Source organism: Methanoregula sp. (genome assembly GCA_041645435.1).
GTDB lineage: Archaea > Halobacteriota > Methanomicrobia > Methanomicrobiales > Methanospirillaceae > Methanoregula.
Genome location: JBAZQB010000003.1, coordinates 245,442 through 260,855 on the forward strand (window position 1 = coordinate 245,442; position 15,414 = coordinate 260,855).

A 15,414-nucleotide genomic window follows, 5' to 3' on the forward strand; every position below is an offset into this window, starting at 1 on the left:
TGCCAGCACCGAGTACTATTTGAACGATACCAAATACTACTCTGTACTACACTTCCGCAGGGGTAACGTCAGATCAATACATTGCGGGAGATCCTTCAGGAGCCAGACATTTCATGGGCAGGCTAACCGACATCTCGACCATCGCGCGATGGGAAGTAAAAAAATCCCTCACCATGATGAGCCGGGATGTTCTCCCCTTCGCTGTCATTCTTTTCGTGTTGCTGGTGGCAGTCACCGGTTTTGCCGCACAGACGGGCATGCACCTCCAGGACGGTATGTATGAAGTGGGCGTGGATGATCCGCGGATTGCTGAGCTGATCGCAAGCGATGCCCGGTTTACCGTGTACCAGACAGACTCTTTCAGTCTTGTGAATAACCGGAATGCATTTGACCTTGTCATTATCCACGGCCAGGTATATGCGGGCCCGACCGAGCGGGCAAAATCTGCACAGAAGACGCTTGAACGCGATTATGCCAAATACGTCAACACGGTCTATAACCGGGAAACGGATCTGTTCGCTGCGTACCCGCTCTGGATCGATGTTCAGACCGTCAAGAGCGAACTCACCTTCATATCCACGCAGTCTGGTCAGTACGTCCAGGCAGCCCCCGGTCGTGCAGCACCGGTACCTGAAGGCGAGATCAGCAACGTCCCGACACCCTCGCCCGCACTGGATTTTACCAAAGAGGAACTCCGGCAGGAACTGGTCAAGACCAGCGCAAAGAACACCCAGATCTCGCGCTACACTGAAGCTCTCTCATCAGAGAGCACGATGGGCAGGTTCAAGACACCCTCACAATTATCCCCCCCGCTGCCATTTGACTCCATTATACTCGTCTTCGTCTTCATCTTCCCGCTCTACTTCACGTCCCAGTTCTTCATGATGAGCATCATGAACGAGCGCATTGAGCGCAAAGGCGAAGTCCTGCTCTCAACACCCGTGGCATCTTCATCGATCATCATCGGAAAGATGCTTCCCTATTTCATCGGCATGGTTGCGATCTGCACCACGCTCACCCTTTACGTGCGGGCACCCCTGATCATTATTCTCCCCCTGATACCGGTCATCATCTTCTTCCTTGCAAACGCGCTCCTGATCGGCATGCTCTCGCGCAGTTTCAAGGAGCTCTCGTTTATCTCGATCTTCTTCTCAACAGTCGCCACCTCGTACCTGTTCTTTCCCAGCATCTTTGCAAACGTGCACGTCATATCCCTCATCTCCCCGCTGACGCTGATCGTGCTTTCCATCCAGGGCGCTTCATGGACAGTTACGGATTATCTCTATTCCACCTCGCTCTTCTGGCTGACCGGGGCTGTGCTCTTCTACATCGGGATGAAGAACTTCAAAGAAGAGCGGCTCTTTTCAGAAAAACCGCTCCTGTCAAAGGTTCGCGAGTTCCTTTCCGAGATCATCTCCAAAAAGCACCCGTTTCTCTCGCTTTTCCTGCTGACCGGGTTCTCCATACCGTTTGTGTTCATGGTACAGCTGATGAGCCTCACCCTCTTTTTCAACCTGCCCATGCCCTATTCGCTGGTCCTCCTCCTCATCTTTGCTGCACTTATTGAGGAATGTGCAAAAGCAGTCGGTATCTATACCCTGTTTGCCCAGGATCCCTCATTCCTTACGTGGAAGAACCTGATCGCTGCCTGCGCTGCAACCGCGATCGGTTTTCTGGTTGCAGAAAAACTGCTCCTCTTTATCACGCTTGCCCAGATCACCGAATCGGTCTTTGGCAGTATTCTTTTCCTGTCGTTAGGAGTGCTCTGGATGCCGCTGCTCCTGCATTTTGTGGGAGTGCTGATCGTTGCATGTTCGCTGAAATTCTGGGGCAGGAACGGGCTGGTTATCGGGCTTGTCCTCGCCACTACGGTCCACTGCCTGTATAACCTCTACTTTATCCTGGGGTGGATCGGATGAAGGCACGTCACCTGTCAATTATCGCAAAGAAAGAGTTCCGGGGATTGTTCAACGAGCGCACGATCCTGCTCGCAGTCCTGCTCCAGCTCTTCATCGCACTGTTCTCCTCGTTCCTCATGGTCGGGCTCACCTCCATGTATGACCCTTCCTCACTCTCGAAGTATTCGCGGTATAAGTACAACATCGCCTATGCCGGCAATGATTCGGCAGTGCTCGGATATCTTGAGAGCAGCCCGGATTTCCAGGTCTACCCGATGGATCTCTCTACGGGAGTCACCGCACTGAAAGAACGAAAGCTTTCAGCAGTGATCTATATGCCCGACACCCCCCCATCCGCAGAGGATCCGGTCAAGATCACGCTCTATACATTGACCAATGATCTCCAGAGTGCAATTGTCGATGTGAAACTCAAGGATATTTTCTTAAAATACGAAAAGGATCTTCGACAGGTACGGGCGTTCCGGCTCAGTGAACAGCCGATCCCGCTCCAGGTTCCGAAAAACAGCGGGGGCGGTGACTTCTATGAGTTTGTATATGGACTCTTAATTCCCCTGCTGGTCTTTATGCCGGCGATCATTGCATCCGCGCTTGTCATCGATCTCATTACCGAGGAGTACCAACACGAGACCTTAGAGACACTGATCTCGACACCGATCACGTTCTCAGAGATGGTCTGGGGCAAAGTGCTTGCCTGCGAGCTGCTGGTGCCGATCCAGGCAGGGGCATGGTTGCTGCTCCTCATGGTAAATGGCATTGCCATTGAAAATGCCGGGTTAATCCTGATACACGTTGTGATCACTTCACTTATCCTTATCCTGCTGGGTACTCTTACGGCCCTGCACTACAGAGAGCGGACAGCAGCACAATTCATCTTCTCTACAGCACTGGTGGTCGTGATCCTCTTTGTACTGGCACTACCGTCAAACCCGCTCAACCTCCTCACCCGGCTTGCTGTTGGCACTGCCGGTCCCGAACAATGGCTGGTGCTCGCAGCAACAGGCTGTATTATTGTCATTCTGGGGTTCCTGACCCAGAAGTATGCTGAAAAGGTCGGGAAATCACACCACACGGGATAAGGATAAAAAAAGATGGTGATTCGTTAATTAGAGCCACCAATTAAGATTTTGTTTCGGTTTTTTTAAGAAGCCATCTCCAAGAGAAAACTTATCAGACGTTCTTGGGGGCTTTGGTTCCACCTCCGCCCCCGCCACTGTGGCATCCCCCGGATTGCGATAACGACGTATTACCTGTAACCCACCTCGTCCAATCACCATGCGCCCCGTCCCCCACGGGGGACTGGTGGCGCAAGAGGGGGGTATGGTATTATCAAAATAGGCTTACTACAGACAACAAAATGTTAACTATTTGTTGATTTGATATCTGACATTAAAGGTTGGTGGCACCAAATGATGAATCACTAAAAAAAATATTTACATGGATGATGTGAGCATCGGCTTGTCGATCGCTTTATACGTTTTTCCTGCACTGGTCACAAAGACCTCGACCCGGTCACTGCCCCTGCTGCCCTGTATGATCAGCTCGTCTCCGCGCCGGGGTTTCCGCTGCATGTCATTCAGGTATTGTTCGATGACCTGCCCGTCAGATCGGGTGACCCGCATCATAATATTCTGGACAAAGATCTCTCCTTTACCCCCATTATACAGCAGGTGAAGGGAAAAGTCGGGACGCTCTTTGGTGAGCTGGAGATCCACAAACTGCTCGGGAGGCAGCGTATCAACCGCAACAGGGGTTGACACAACGGTTGCTACTGAAGTGGTAACCAGGGTAGGCAGAGGAGTGGGTGTAGCCACCGGTGTGATCTCTGCCTGTGTCGGGCTCGTGCAGCCGGCAGAGAGCGCACAGAGTGCAAGCACGAGTGCGGCCAGCAGGAACAGGGTGCATTTCATAGGAATTGCTTTAAATTTGAATATATTTCTGATTTGTGCTCGGGAATGCTGCTGATACAAATCTGCCCGCCCATGCATAGTTTTTTCTCATCGCATGGTTCCGGCAGGTAAACCTGCATAAAATGACAGGAAAGAACAGTTAAATTAAAAAGGACACCCGGATTAACGTTATGTATCAGGAGTAACAGGGAATGTTCTGTCCTAAATGTGGAAAAGAGACCGATGCATCGGGAAAATTCTGCCAGTGGTGCGGTTTTGATATCGCATCTATTCCGGTAAAGCCCGTCATCGTTCCTGAAGAGGAAGAGGGGCCGGAAGTCGGTGTGTATGCAGGTCTTGGCAGGCGGTTTATCGCGTTTATTGTTGATGCAATCCTCATCCTCCTTATTGGAATTGTCACGATCACGTTCTTCTCATTGACAAACGGGATAAAATATGCATATTATCTCTCGGCCCAGGGTGCGCCGATATCCGAACTTACTGAGGCAGGTACGGCGGATGCGGCACTCGCCCCCATTGTAGCGGCGTTCGGGATGCTCATCATCATTGTCCCGTGGCTCTACTTCGCCGGGTTCGAATCTTCCCGCAGCCAGGCAACACCCGGTAAAGTGCTGATGCGGATCATGGTGACCGATATGGAAGGCAACAAACCTACATTTGCCCGGGTCACGCTCCGCCACTTTGGGAAATTTATCTCCGCCTTAATCATCTTCATCGGGTTTTTGATGATCGGGCTCACCAAAAAAAGGCAGGGGCTGCACGACAAGATTGGCAGCTGCCTCGTGCTTCTCGAGGACTAACCATTCCCCTTAGTATCCCGTCAATAATCTTTTTTTTAAAAAATTTCTTTGAATTTAATTCTTTCAGGATAACGGCCCGGTATCAAATCGTCAATAAAAAAGAGTTATTTGTACCGGCATTTCAGGCCGAGAAGCACGAGAATCAGGACAAACGTGATCAGGTTTGCCGCTATAATGGGCAGCGACTCCGTCCAGAACCCGTAGCACGTCCAGAGAAGGATTCCGGCCGCAAAGAGAATGAGCATGGCAAGTGAGAGATCCCTTGTCTCCTTGAGTTTCCATGCCCTGACCACCTGCGGGATAAACGAGATCGTGGTGAGGGCGCCCGCGATGTAGCCTACAAGAACGATGGAATCCATGGCATCTCTCCACTAGTATTTTTCATACGACCATTTATACCGGTTGTGTTTTTGGTCCGGCCGGGGATACAGGGTTTTTATGTGAAGGATCGGTATCAGACCTGCGTCGGCTCCGGAGAAAACTGGTCGGCAGCGACCAGCCACTTCCTGCCCTCTTTAACAAGAAAGAGCATGTCCCTGCCCTGCAGGATCTGCTTCTGTCCACCAGTCACAAACGTAATGGTGAAGAAGTACGTGACAACGGCACTTTTCCCGCCGGCATAGATCTGAACTTTGTGATCTGTCTCTTTCCACTCATGGATGACTGCCGCCGCACAGAAGTCCCGCCACCCGCCAACGTAAGCATCCTGCCCTTCGAGCCGCCCGGGTGTTGCCGGTACGATGGCCACGGCATCGGGATGAATATACTGTCGGAATGCCGGTTCGTTCCATGATGCTGTCCAGCAGCGGTTCATGGCTCTGGTGGTATCTACAATGTTCCGGGTCTGTGCTGTGTTGTCCATTGTCACTCCAGTATAACAACGTACGATATTGGGTAAAATAAGGGGAAGGGCGTCCAGTGTGAAAGTGCTGCCGGAAGAAAGATGGGTCAGAACTTCACACGGGGGACATCCCGCTCCCGCATGTTGTCTGCCATTGTCCAGAAATATGCTTCCCCGTGGGCGACCCGGAACATGGCAAGTTCTGCACCTTTCGGGGCAGCTGCCATCAGGTTCTTCACCCAGGGCCGGTCCCGGAAGAGCCGCCGCTCCAGCACCTCATTTTTAAGGAATTCAACCTTACCAGAAACCCGCATCATAGTCCCCCCACCAAATCCGGGAGCATAGAAGCAGAGCTCCACGTTCGGGTTTTTCTTCAGTTGCTGGCAGACACTCTTCGGTGTCCCGGTGTGGTAATAAAATCCGGTCTGGTCACAAAACCACATTGCAAATGCCCGGACCCGCGGCTGGTCGCCTTCTACTGTCGCGATATAAGTGACCGGATTCTCGGATGCAAACTTTACACAGTCAGAAAAATCCATTCCCTCACCTCATGAGAGTATACATGGGCAGGATGAAAAAGATTCGGGGAGATTGTCAGGAGTTTTTGGGGAATGTGTTAAGGATCAGGTTCCGTACTTCTGCCAGCCATGCTTTCCGCTGCTCCTCCGTGCTGGTGACAATAACGCCATACATCTTCCGGTAAAAGAGCGGTACCCCGCAGAACGAGACAATGCAGTCCTTCCAGATCCGCCCGAGCGGGTCGCCGAAAACCTCCTGCTCCCGCAGGGCGGGAGTATTGGAGGTGTTGAAGACGATAAACGCCTTTGCGGTGAGAAGACCTATCGGGATTCCTTCCCCGGAATCCGTTTCTGCAAAGCGGTATGCAACACCCGGCCGGAGGACCCGGTCAATCCAGCCTTTCATGATGGCCGGGGGCATCCCCCACCAGTTGGGGTGTACGATTACGATCCCATCCGCTGATGCGATCTCCCGGCAATGCGCTGCAATCTCAGCGGGGAGAGGGGCATCGCGGGAAATCTCCCTGTTCGGGAGCACGGGATCAAACTTTTCCGCATAGAGATCATGCACGGTAACCGAATGACCAGCCTCGCGAAGGGCTGTTGTTGCGGTGTCCGCGATCGCATGGTTGAAACTCCCTTTTCCGGGATGGGCGAGTATGATGGAGATCTTCATGGTTTTCCTTATTTCCGTGCGGTGGCTTTAAAGAAGGTGTAGCAGAAGACACCGTTCGGTCCGGCGGTGCGGTAGAGCGCTGCTATCCCCCGGTCCCACGCATCCCGGCTCATCAGTCCCTGCCGGTGTACTTCATCGGCCACTCCTTCAACCATGGCCGTGAAGGTCAGTTTCGTGAATCCCTCAACAAGCCCGGGGCGGGAGGCATCGACATAGACCATCCGGGGCGAGATACGGACATCTGTATATCCTGCACCGGACACCAGCGGATAGAGCTGCCTGCCGATCAGAGCATTGCCGCCCACCTGCTGCTGGAGTTTTACAAGGCAGTCGATAGCCCGGCGGGCATCCGGATCCTCCGGGTGGAAGAAGGTGGAGCCGTGATCTCCTTCGATCACGGTAATAGTTCCCCCCTCTTTCAGGAGCGGGCGGAGCTGTTCCAGCGCCCGCTGCGGTTCGGCGAGATGTTCCAGCACGAAACAAACAAAGATGTGATCGAAACTCTCCGGTTCGAACGGGAGCCGGAAAATATCCCCCAGCCGGAACATCACGTTGGTGATCCCTTCCTGCCGGATCTTTTCCTCCGCCCGCCGTATCGAGTCCTCCGAAATATCGACCGAGGTAATAAGGGCACCGGGGCTGTTCCGTGCCAGGATCACCGTCTGGGCACCAATCCCGCAACCGGCTTCGAGCACCCGGGTACCTGCGGGATAGCGGGTGTCACCGTGCAGGAGCCCCGTGAGGGTCTGTGCCTGGTCCGCGAGTCGCTCCGACTCGCGGGGTGAATAGCCATGAACATACTTGTGATGTGCCATATGAATTCTCACGAGGGCTGCTGCAGACGGCAGGGACTCCCCTGAATAATGTACATTTTTGTTTGTCGTTGTACAAAAATGTACTGCAATCTGGCTACTTCACGATGAACATTACCGCCCCGAAGGAACGCCCCCGGGGCGGTTCTTCATCCCGTTTTCTTACTGATTCGACATTCAGTTTCGATATGATTGATATTACAAAACGCTCAGTTACATTTCAGCAACTGAGATCTTAGCCGATCTTGTGACACGACCCGCTTTTTGCATGAATATCGAATGTATTATACCGGAATATAAACTTTTTAGAATGGAATTCGCGGAATTAAATTCAGCTATTCGTGGCTGTGTCAACCATAGAATTTTAATAAATGCATTGTAATTGCAGTTCTGTTGGCATTTCTCCGTGCTGATGGAGAACGATCGAAAATTAAAAGAAGGCCTGTTTTGAGTGTGACGTTAAAAATTAAAAATCCCGATATGCAGTCTTACGCTGTTCCACTTCCAGAACATGGATGATCAAAACATCATCATGGATTGAAATAAACGCTCTTACTCCCCTGCGAATTCTGATGGAGTATACCGGGTGCTTGGGATTTGATCCCTTTATTTTTTTAATGAACCGATAAGGCTCCTCTCTGATATCATGAATTTTCTGGATAACCTGCCGAGCGATTTCTAGCGGAAGTTTACTCAGATCACGGTCTGCCCGTTGGGTATACTTGATCTGGTACGGGCTCATTTAACACCGTACTTCTTCAAGATCTCTTTTTCCGGAATTAATTTTCCCTGCCTGACTTCCTGGAGAGATTCTTCCAGGCCCTGTATAGCTTCTTCACTGAGAGGTTCATCATCGACTGCGAGAGTAACCAAACGCTCAATAACATCGTTGTATGATTCTTTTGGATGGCGTTTCAGGGAGCTCAGTTGTGTTTTGAGATCCTCCCGTATGTAGATTGAACTTGCTGCTTGCATAGTAACACTACTATGCACCTATAGGTATTATGCTTACTGATCGTCCAGCTCACAATTTGCGCGCTTAGTCAAAAATGTTAAAAAAAATTGATGTTACCCCCACTTATTTCTGATAGGGTTTCTTTCATTTTTGTCACCCATTCACGTTACATGGAGTTGCACTTCAGTGCCCTCTAATCAATCTTCATATCGTTGTTCTGGGGGCATTTCTCCGCACGAATGGGGTAAACTCTGGAGCAAATGAGAAAGGATCCCCGTATTGGAGCACTCAGGCAGAACGGGATTATCTGTTATCTGTAAACGACCATTCACAATATAAGCCCAATCTGGGCCAAAAAGAGATTGAAACATTAACGAGAAGTAACAAGGCCGGGGCCGAGATTCGAACCCGGGTCGGAGGATCCACAATCCTCTAGGATGACCAACTACCCCACCCCGGCAATTTGCCCTTTTATATTTGCACTTCGCTTTGATTAATCTATCCCTATTGAATCTTCGGGGTTATACCTTTAAACGGACACCGGTACAGACCCGGTTCCCGATACCGTGTTCATCAATACGCTGCCGAGAACAAGGTGACTATTAATAGGGTCGGACATCCATTACATATCAGGTGGCTCTGAACGGTATTCCTTGAAAGTGTGGCGTGAGAGCGCACACGCGGTAATACGGTAAGCGGGACTTTTTTTCTCCCGGATAAAGAGCTAAACGACAAAGAAAGGTGAGGGTATATGGCGGGAAACCCGAAGATAAGGACGCCGATTGTCTGCGTTATGGGGCACGTGGATCATGGCAAGACCTCGCTCCTCGACCGGATACGTGGTTCCTCGGTTGTGAGCTCAGAGGTAGGCGCGATCACCCAGCACATCGGTGCAACCATTGTTCCCATCGATGCGATCCGCGCTTTGAGCGGGACGATGGGAAAAGTACCGATAAACATTCCCGGTCTGCTTTTTATCGATACACCCGGACATCACGCATTCACTACGCTCCGCGCCCGTGGTGGTGCACTTGCGGATATGGCAATCCTTGTCGTTGATATCAACCAGGGATTCCAGCCGCAGACGATCGAGGCACTCCAGATCCTGCGCACCTGCAAGACACCCTTTGTGATCGCTGCAACCAAGATCGATCGCATCCATGGCTGGAGAGTCTTTGAAAACGAGTCGTTCCTTGCATCGTTTGCCAAGCAGAATGACCGGGTCATAGGGGATGTGGAGAACAAGACCTACGAAGTGGTTGGTAAGCTCTCGGAACTGGGTTTTTCCGCGGATCGTTTTGATCGGGTCTCGGATTTCCAGCGCAACCTCGCTATAGTGCCCGTCAGCGCTCACACCGGTGAGGGAATCTGTGACCTGCTGATGGTCATGATAGGGCTTGCCCAGCGTTACATGGGAGATGCACTCACTCTCGTGGTCGAAGGTCCGGGTGCCGGTACCGTTCTTGAGGTAAAAGAAGAGCGGGGACTGGGAACGACCCTGGATGTGATCCTGTATGACGGGACCCTTTCGATTGGCGATGAAATTGCTGTCGCCACCCAGGGAGATGTGATCTTTACCAAGGTCCGGTCTCTTCTAAAACCCCGACCCATGAAAGAGATCCTTGTTGAGGACCGGTTCGAACGTGAGAAGACCGTGGTCGCAGCAGCAGGAGTGAAGGTCACCGCACCCGATCTGGAAGGGGTGATTGCAGGTTCTCCGTTCTTTGTAGTCCGGGGCAACCGCGATGAGATCGAAGCAAAGATCAAAAAGGAGATGACCGAGATCCACGTCAACCTTGCTGAAGAGGGCATCGTCATCAAGGCTGACACCATCGGGGCACTCGAAGCGCTCTGCAAGGAACTTGAAGGAAAGGAGATTGGTGTGATGCGGGCGGAAGTCGGCCCCGTAAGCCGGCATGACCTGATAGATACAGAGACAATAAAGAACCCGGTATTCCGCGTCTTACTCTCGTTCAACACCCCCCTGCTTCCCGATGCCGCAGAGATTCTCAAAAACCCGCTGTATACGCAGGTGAAAGTCTTCGAAGGCCGGGTCATCTACCAGCTCATCGACCAGTACGTTGCATGGCGCGATGAACAGAAACGTCTCCTGGACAAGCAGCGGTTCGAACATGTAGTGATGCCGGCAAAGATCCGCCTCATGCCCGACTGCGTCTTCCGGCAGAGCAATCCGGCAGTTGTGGGCGTACGGGTTCTTGGAGGGAAGCTGCGCAATGATGTTAACCTGGTCAAGCTTGATGGAAAGAAAGTCGGCCATCTCAAATCCATGCAACTCCGGCAGGAGAACATAAGGGAAGCGGATGCCGGACTTGAAGTGGCGATCTCGATTGAGGGCGCAACGATCGGGAGACAGTTAAACGTGGGAGATGACCTCTTTGTGGATGTTCCCGAGCGCCACGTAAAAGTGCTGGAAAAGGAGATGCTCAAGTCATTGAACACGAGTACACGGGAGATCCTGGAAGAGTTCACATCGATGCGAAGGAAAACCGAACCCTTCTGGGGTAAATGAAAAGGCATTACCCGAAATGACACGAGGGTTTAATAGCGCACCAGTATAATAAAATGGGTACTTCTCATGTGTAGGCGATCGAGCCGGCAGTTCGAGACGTGAAAAAATCCAGAAACCTGGTTTTTTCTGGAAAAAAAACCAATAAGGAGAGATTTGAATGGTGGACTTAAAAGTCGTAGTATCAGACCCCAAGACCGGTCGCGCCTACAATGTCGACGCCAGCGGTGGCGCGGCAGGGTCGATCGTTGGCAAGCGAATTGGCGATGAATTAGATGGAGCCCCGATCGGACTTGCGGGATACAAGATCAAGATCACCGGTGCCTCGGACAGGACCGGCATCCCTGCAAAGAAGGGTATCCCCGGCGCAGGCCGCAGGAACCTGCTCCTTGCAGGCGGAATCGGATTTCACCCCAGCATGGATGGAGAACGCCGGAGAAAGACGGTCCGGTCCAGTGAGATCACCCAGGATTTCGTTCAGATAAATGCAAGCGTAACTGCCTATGGAGAGAAAACTCTCGATGAACTCTTCCCGAAAATTGAAGGGGAGAAGGCTGAAAAAGCTGCAGCAAAAGCCCGCGGCAAAAGATAAGATACCAATTCTTTTTTACGATTTTATCAAACGTTTAAAAAACAGATTATACTTGGGATTTGACACTCACTTCCCCATAAGCAGAGGTATTCCTGGCAAACATGAGTGCCTTGCCGTTCTTGTAGATTTCAACGATAATCTCGTGGCGGGTGGAAGCATCTTCCTTGTGGAATGTTGCTGATACAGTCCCTGTAGTAGCATTGAGCGGGAATACCTGTTCACCGGAATCTCTCACGGTCAACATCTCCCCGTTTATCCCATAGGTCCCGGCAAACCCCCCAATGTAGCTCACCCTGACAAAAGCCCCGGTATCCGGGACAGTGGCTGTGGGGGTCTCTTTGATCGCTTCTGCCCTTATACTGGCTCCTGAAAGGGTCGTAGACGGCGCAGACGTGCCAGAAGCTCCCGGTGTTGCCTGCGCGGGAGTGCTTTGCCCGGGTGTGGCTGGCCCCCCGGTATTCCCGCTGCTCAAAAAAAACACGAGCGCCATGATAACAACTGCGATGATCCCTGCAACTGCTGCAATGGTCACCCATGGCTTATCCCACGGATCGTTTTTTCGTCTCATAAGTCAAAACCCCGACATTATTACGGATAGATCTTGAATAAATGGGCGAAATACTTTGTGCTCTGCTGATTTGGGATTTGATACAGACCAATAATCTATAAAAAGGAAGGATTCAGCCTTTCTTCACACTCTGCATAAGCGCATCAGACAGGTCTTCAAAGAGGACCCCATATTTTTTTGCAAGAAGGATTAGGGCCGCCGGAGGCAGAAGGTGACTGTCAAACTCATCCCTGATCGTCCGGTTCATCTCTGCAACGATATCCGTTTCCTGCATTGTTGTGGCTTTAGCTATCCTTCCGATAAGTTCCTGGGCCGGATCATTGCGTTCAAAGATGGCTGAAGTCGGTTTGAAGCCAATAGGGATGGTAATTGCAGTAAGATCGAAACGGGGGGTAAATATACCATTTTCGAGACTCAAAAGACCGTCTTCTTCTGCACGCCGCAGGAACTGGTTTGCCTGGTCGGTACTCATCCATTTCCGGTCGAGCGCGAAATAATAGACCAGCTCATTTTTTCGCATGCCGGCCTTACGGGTGTGCTTGAACGGTGCAGCGACCGTAATCCGGAGTGTCACTTGGCAGTACCCAAGAGAATATTCTTCATATCGAGCGCATCTAATCCTTCACCGCTGCCTTCCTTTGCGATATCGATGTCGGTGCGGGACACCTGATCGGTCAGGCGAAGGAAGAAGACATCGTTTGCAATGGGAACTTTCCCCCCGCCGCGCAGGGCAAGGGCAAGTACAGAGCATTTTAAATCAACAGCTTCTGTGATTACACCCGGGCGTAAAACTTCAGGAGTAATCTCGCCAAACGTTGCCCGGTCAAGTGCGATTTCTACCCGGGTTTTTACCCTGACAAGCTCTTTTCCGGTCGTCTTGGTTGACTCATGATTATCCAGATCGGCAATATACCTGAGCGTTTCATTAAAAGGCATCCCCATCGCAAATGAGAGATCCACCCGCTGGGGGAAACGATAACAGATCCTTCGCATAGCTAGAGTATGCACGTCAGAAAGAAAAAAGATTGCTGGTCTGTTATTGATTATGCGAGCAACACTGCGTTGATAACGCCGTCCTGGCCAGGGCGGCTCATAATGCGGGCGTGTCCGATCTCGGTTTTGATAACAGCGCCCTTGGTGAGCAGGTTCCGGCGGACGTAGTTCGGGTTTGCACCGTTTTCCTCGACCTTTTCAATCTTCACTTTCTTGGTTTCGCCGTTTGCGGGGTTGGTCACATTCGCAAAAGATGCCTTAAGTGCCCGGACCTTGTCGTTTCCGCCATACGTGCGGATGATCTTCCTGCGGTCTTCCCCGATATGGGTGTCTGCCGGTGCAAGACCGATTTCCGCTCTCCGCTTCATTGCTGCCGGACGGCGCCTGCCACCGGTTACCTTACGTACTGATTCTCCCTGCCACTGCATGGTGTCACTCTCTATAAAATCTTCCCGGAATGGTATTCCTAAAAGATGGTGCTCTATATATTCCCTTCAGAATTATTTATAGTATTTCCCGATGGCCGCATTTTCCGCTGTCAGCATTTTTAAAAATTTTGCATGAGTAACTTTTCCGGAATGCCCTGCAATAAGAATTGGTTATAATCCCGGAAATTTATGCCAGAATGCTGTCGAGTAATGCGGCAACCCCATCCCCGGTTTTTAAGTTTGTCCGGAACACGGGCATAGAAGGATTGTACCTCCTGATATCTGATTGCATCCGGTCAAGGTTTGCCCCAACGAGCGGTGCAAGATCTACTTTATTGATTACCCCGATTGTGCAGTCCCGGAACATCATCGGGTGCTTGTTCACCACATCATCCCCTTCCGTTGAACTCACCACAACGATCCGCTTCTCAGCACCAAGCCGGAAATCAGTAGGGCAGACCATGTTACCTACATTTTCGATGAAAAGCACATCGATATCGTCCAGGGGCAGATGATCGATCGCGTGTTCGACCAGGTGGGCATCGAGATGACATTCTTTGCCGGTATTCGCATTGAACGCAGGGATTCCCAGTGCGACAATCCGTTTAAAATCATCGTCTCCGTATACGTCACCGGCAATTGCACCTGCCCTCAAACCTTTTTTGTTGAGCAGCGGGACCAAGCGTTCGATGAGCGCGGTCTTACCCGAACCGATCGCCCCAAGGAGGTCAAACGCCCGGACTCCGTGTGCCTTCAGGTGCTGTGCGTTCTGGCTGGCCAGAGTGTTGTTGACGTCGTATACATCCTTCTCAATCCTGACGTCGATATGATGCATGTAACAAATTGGGAGCGTACACTGTTTATACCTTGACCCACAAACCCTCATGTAATGGTAGAAGGGGAGTGCATTCTTTATCCCTGCTACTTCAATGCAGGGTATACACGCGGTGAGGGGAGGAGGGTTCCGCGCAGTCTGGCAGCCAAGGGGCCGGTTCTTGCGGATATTGAACGCTCCCTGCGGAAAATGGGAGTGAAATTCCGGATAGAAGAGCAACACCATCCCGCACACTGGGAGCGCCATGAAGGTCGTATTGTTGCCGAGTGGCCCGATAAAAAAGAAGTACTCATAAAAAAAGTGGCCCAGAAGATGGATAAGGGGCGGTAAACGCATGTACGATCTGCATACCCACACCATTCTCTCTGACGGGGAGATGCTCCCGATTGAATTAATCCGGCGGATGGCGGTGATCGGTTACACTACCGTCGCGATCACGGATCACGCTGACACTTCCAATACCGAAGAGATACTTGCAACCCTGGCAAGGGTACGGGACTCTGCACAGATCTATGGGGTCCGGTTACTCTGCGGGGTTGAGCTCACCCACGTTCCACCCACCCAGATTGCAGGTCTTGCAAAATCTGCAAAGGAGCTGGGGGCAGACATTGTTATCGTTCACGGTGAAACACCGGTTGAACCGGTAGCCCCCGGGACAAACCATGCCGCCTGCGGGTGCAGGTACGTAAACGTGCTTGCTCATCCGGGACTCATTACCATTAAGGATGCACGGCTCGCTGCAAAGAACGGGATCGCCATTGAACTCACCTCACGGGGCGGGCACAACCGGACGAACGGGCACGTGGCACAGATCGCACGGCAGGCAGGCTGCCAGCTCGTGGTTGACTCTGACGCGCATGCTCCGCACGATATTCTGACCGGACAGGAAAAATTTATTGTGGCAAAAGGAGCCGGACTGACCGATGCGGAGAGCAGAGAGGTTATATCTTTAAATATCGACCAAATCCTTGGTTCCTAAAAATTCTATTTATACTTTCACGGAACGTTTAAATACCGTGCTGTTGAATATATATAGATTACTA

20 protein-coding genes and 1 tRNA gene are annotated in these 15,414 nt (G+C 51.5%); 7 read left to right on the top strand and 14 right to left on the bottom strand.

Translation table 11 applies throughout. From position 1 onward, the window contains the following. The first annotated feature begins 113 nt into the window (after positions 1 to 113). The gene (locus tag WC593_07850) at positions 114 to 1,919 is read left to right on the top strand and encodes an ABC transporter permease (GenBank protein MFA4825059.1); all 1,806 of its coding nucleotides are present in this window, start codon (positions 114 to 116) and stop codon (positions 1,917 to 1,919) included. After that, positions 1,916 to 2,995: an ABC transporter permease gene (locus WC593_07855; protein ID MFA4825060.1), complete on the top strand. Its 1,080-nt coding sequence runs from the start codon at positions 1,916 to 1,918 to the stop codon at positions 2,993 to 2,995. The genes WC593_07850 and WC593_07855 overlap by 4 nt, the downstream gene beginning before the upstream one ends. Positions 2,996 to 3,349: 354 nt before the next feature. Here WC593_07855 and WC593_07860 read toward each other — a convergent pair whose 3' ends face one another. Then, positions 3,350 to 3,826 (bottom strand): hypothetical protein, encoded by a 477-nt coding sequence (locus WC593_07860; GenBank protein MFA4825061.1) that lies wholly within the window; start codon positions 3,824 to 3,826, stop codon positions 3,350 to 3,352. Between the two features lie 191 nt (positions 3,827 to 4,017). Between WC593_07860 and WC593_07865 the strand changes: the two genes are divergently transcribed. Further along, a complete protein-coding gene (locus tag WC593_07865; GenBank protein MFA4825062.1) occupies positions 4,018 to 4,626 on the top strand; it encodes an RDD family protein in 609 nt (202 codons plus the stop codon). A 104-nt stretch (positions 4,627 to 4,730) separates the two neighbouring features. Here WC593_07865 and WC593_07870 read toward each other — a convergent pair whose 3' ends face one another. From WC593_07870 to WC593_07905, 8 genes are all read right to left on the bottom strand, one after another. Beyond that, positions 4,731 to 4,985, bottom strand: coding sequence for a SemiSWEET transporter (locus tag WC593_07870; GenBank protein MFA4825063.1), 255 nt, complete (start codon positions 4,983 to 4,985; stop codon positions 4,731 to 4,733). A gap of 95 nt (positions 4,986 to 5,080) precedes the next feature. Next, positions 5,081 to 5,488: a nuclear transport factor 2 family protein gene (locus tag WC593_07875; protein ID MFA4825064.1), complete on the bottom strand. Its 408-nt coding sequence runs from the start codon at positions 5,486 to 5,488 to the stop codon at positions 5,081 to 5,083. A gap of 86 nt (positions 5,489 to 5,574) precedes the next feature. Next, positions 5,575 to 6,006, bottom strand: a complete 432-nt coding sequence (locus WC593_07880; GenBank protein MFA4825065.1) for a pyridoxamine 5'-phosphate oxidase family protein — start codon at positions 6,004 to 6,006, stop codon at positions 5,575 to 5,577. 55 nt (positions 6,007 to 6,061) lie between these two features. Next, positions 6,062 to 6,661, bottom strand: coding sequence for an NAD(P)H-dependent oxidoreductase (locus WC593_07885; GenBank protein MFA4825066.1), 600 nt, complete (start codon positions 6,659 to 6,661; stop codon positions 6,062 to 6,064). Between the two features lie 8 nt (positions 6,662 to 6,669). Continuing rightward, positions 6,670 to 7,476 (bottom strand): methyltransferase domain-containing protein, encoded by an 807-nt coding sequence (locus tag WC593_07890; GenBank protein MFA4825067.1) that lies wholly within the window; start codon positions 7,474 to 7,476, stop codon positions 6,670 to 6,672. Positions 7,477 to 7,939: 463 nt separating this feature from the next. Continuing rightward, positions 7,940 to 8,215, bottom strand: a complete 276-nt coding sequence (locus WC593_07895) for a type II toxin-antitoxin system RelE/ParE family toxin (protein ID MFA4825068.1) — start codon at positions 8,213 to 8,215, stop codon at positions 7,940 to 7,942. Further along, positions 8,212 to 8,448 carry an antitoxin VapB family protein gene (locus WC593_07900; protein MFA4825069.1) on the bottom strand — a complete coding sequence of 79 codons (237 nt, stop codon included), beginning with the start codon at positions 8,446 to 8,448 and terminating at the stop codon, positions 8,212 to 8,214. The genes WC593_07895 and WC593_07900 overlap by 4 nt, the downstream gene beginning before the upstream one ends. 367 nt (positions 8,449 to 8,815) lie before the next feature. After that, a tRNA-His gene (locus WC593_07905) sits at positions 8,816 to 8,888 on the bottom strand. A 291-nt stretch (positions 8,889 to 9,179) separates the two neighbouring features. Here WC593_07905 and infB point away from each other — a divergent pair. Both infB and WC593_07915 read left to right on the top strand, forming a co-directional pair. Continuing rightward, positions 9,180 to 10,958, top strand: a complete 1,779-nt coding sequence (gene infB / locus WC593_07910) for a translation initiation factor IF-2 (protein MFA4825070.1) — start codon at positions 9,180 to 9,182, stop codon at positions 10,956 to 10,958. Between the two features lie 157 nt (positions 10,959 to 11,115). Next, positions 11,116 to 11,547 carry a 30S ribosomal protein S6e gene (locus tag WC593_07915; GenBank protein ID MFA4825071.1) on the top strand — a complete coding sequence of 144 codons (432 nt, stop codon included), beginning with the start codon at positions 11,116 to 11,118 and terminating at the stop codon, positions 11,545 to 11,547. A 46-nt stretch (positions 11,548 to 11,593) separates the two neighbouring features. On the opposite strand, the gene WC593_07920 is transcribed toward WC593_07915, so the two are convergent. The 5 genes from WC593_07920 to hypB all read right to left on the bottom strand — a co-directional run bounded on the left by WC593_07920 (position 11,594) and on the right by hypB (position 14,371). Next, positions 11,594 to 12,115 (bottom strand): hypothetical protein, encoded by a 522-nt coding sequence (locus WC593_07920; protein ID MFA4825072.1) that lies wholly within the window; start codon positions 12,113 to 12,115, stop codon positions 11,594 to 11,596. Positions 12,116 to 12,227: 112 nt separating this feature from the next. Further along, positions 12,228 to 12,689, bottom strand: a complete 462-nt coding sequence (locus WC593_07925) for a DUF2240 family protein (GenBank protein MFA4825073.1) — start codon at positions 12,687 to 12,689, stop codon at positions 12,228 to 12,230. Continuing rightward, a complete protein-coding gene (locus tag WC593_07930; protein ID MFA4825074.1) occupies positions 12,686 to 13,108 on the bottom strand; it encodes a hypothetical protein in 423 nt (140 codons plus the stop codon). Before WC593_07930 ends, WC593_07925 begins: the two co-directional genes overlap by 4 nt. A gap of 50 nt (positions 13,109 to 13,158) precedes the next feature. Further along, on the bottom strand, positions 13,159 to 13,536 hold the full coding sequence (locus tag WC593_07935; GenBank protein ID MFA4825075.1) for a 30S ribosomal protein S8e: 378 nt from the start codon (positions 13,534 to 13,536) through the stop codon (positions 13,159 to 13,161). 187 nt (positions 13,537 to 13,723) lie between these two features. Further along, the gene (hypB, locus tag WC593_07940; GenBank protein MFA4825076.1) at positions 13,724 to 14,371 is read right to left on the bottom strand and encodes a hydrogenase nickel incorporation protein HypB; all 648 of its coding nucleotides are present in this window, start codon (positions 14,369 to 14,371) and stop codon (positions 13,724 to 13,726) included. A 54-nt stretch (positions 14,372 to 14,425) separates the two neighbouring features. On the opposite strand from hypB, the gene WC593_07945 reads away from it, so the two are divergent. Continuing rightward, a complete protein-coding gene (locus WC593_07945; protein MFA4825077.1) occupies positions 14,426 to 14,701 on the top strand; it encodes a signal recognition particle subunit SRP19/SEC65 family protein in 276 nt (91 codons plus the stop codon). A gap of 4 nt (positions 14,702 to 14,705) precedes the next feature. Beyond that, the gene (locus tag WC593_07950) at positions 14,706 to 15,350 is read left to right on the top strand and encodes a histidinol phosphate phosphatase domain-containing protein (GenBank protein MFA4825078.1); all 645 of its coding nucleotides are present in this window, start codon (positions 14,706 to 14,708) and stop codon (positions 15,348 to 15,350) included. The last annotated feature ends 64 nt before the right edge of the window (positions 15,351 to 15,414 follow it).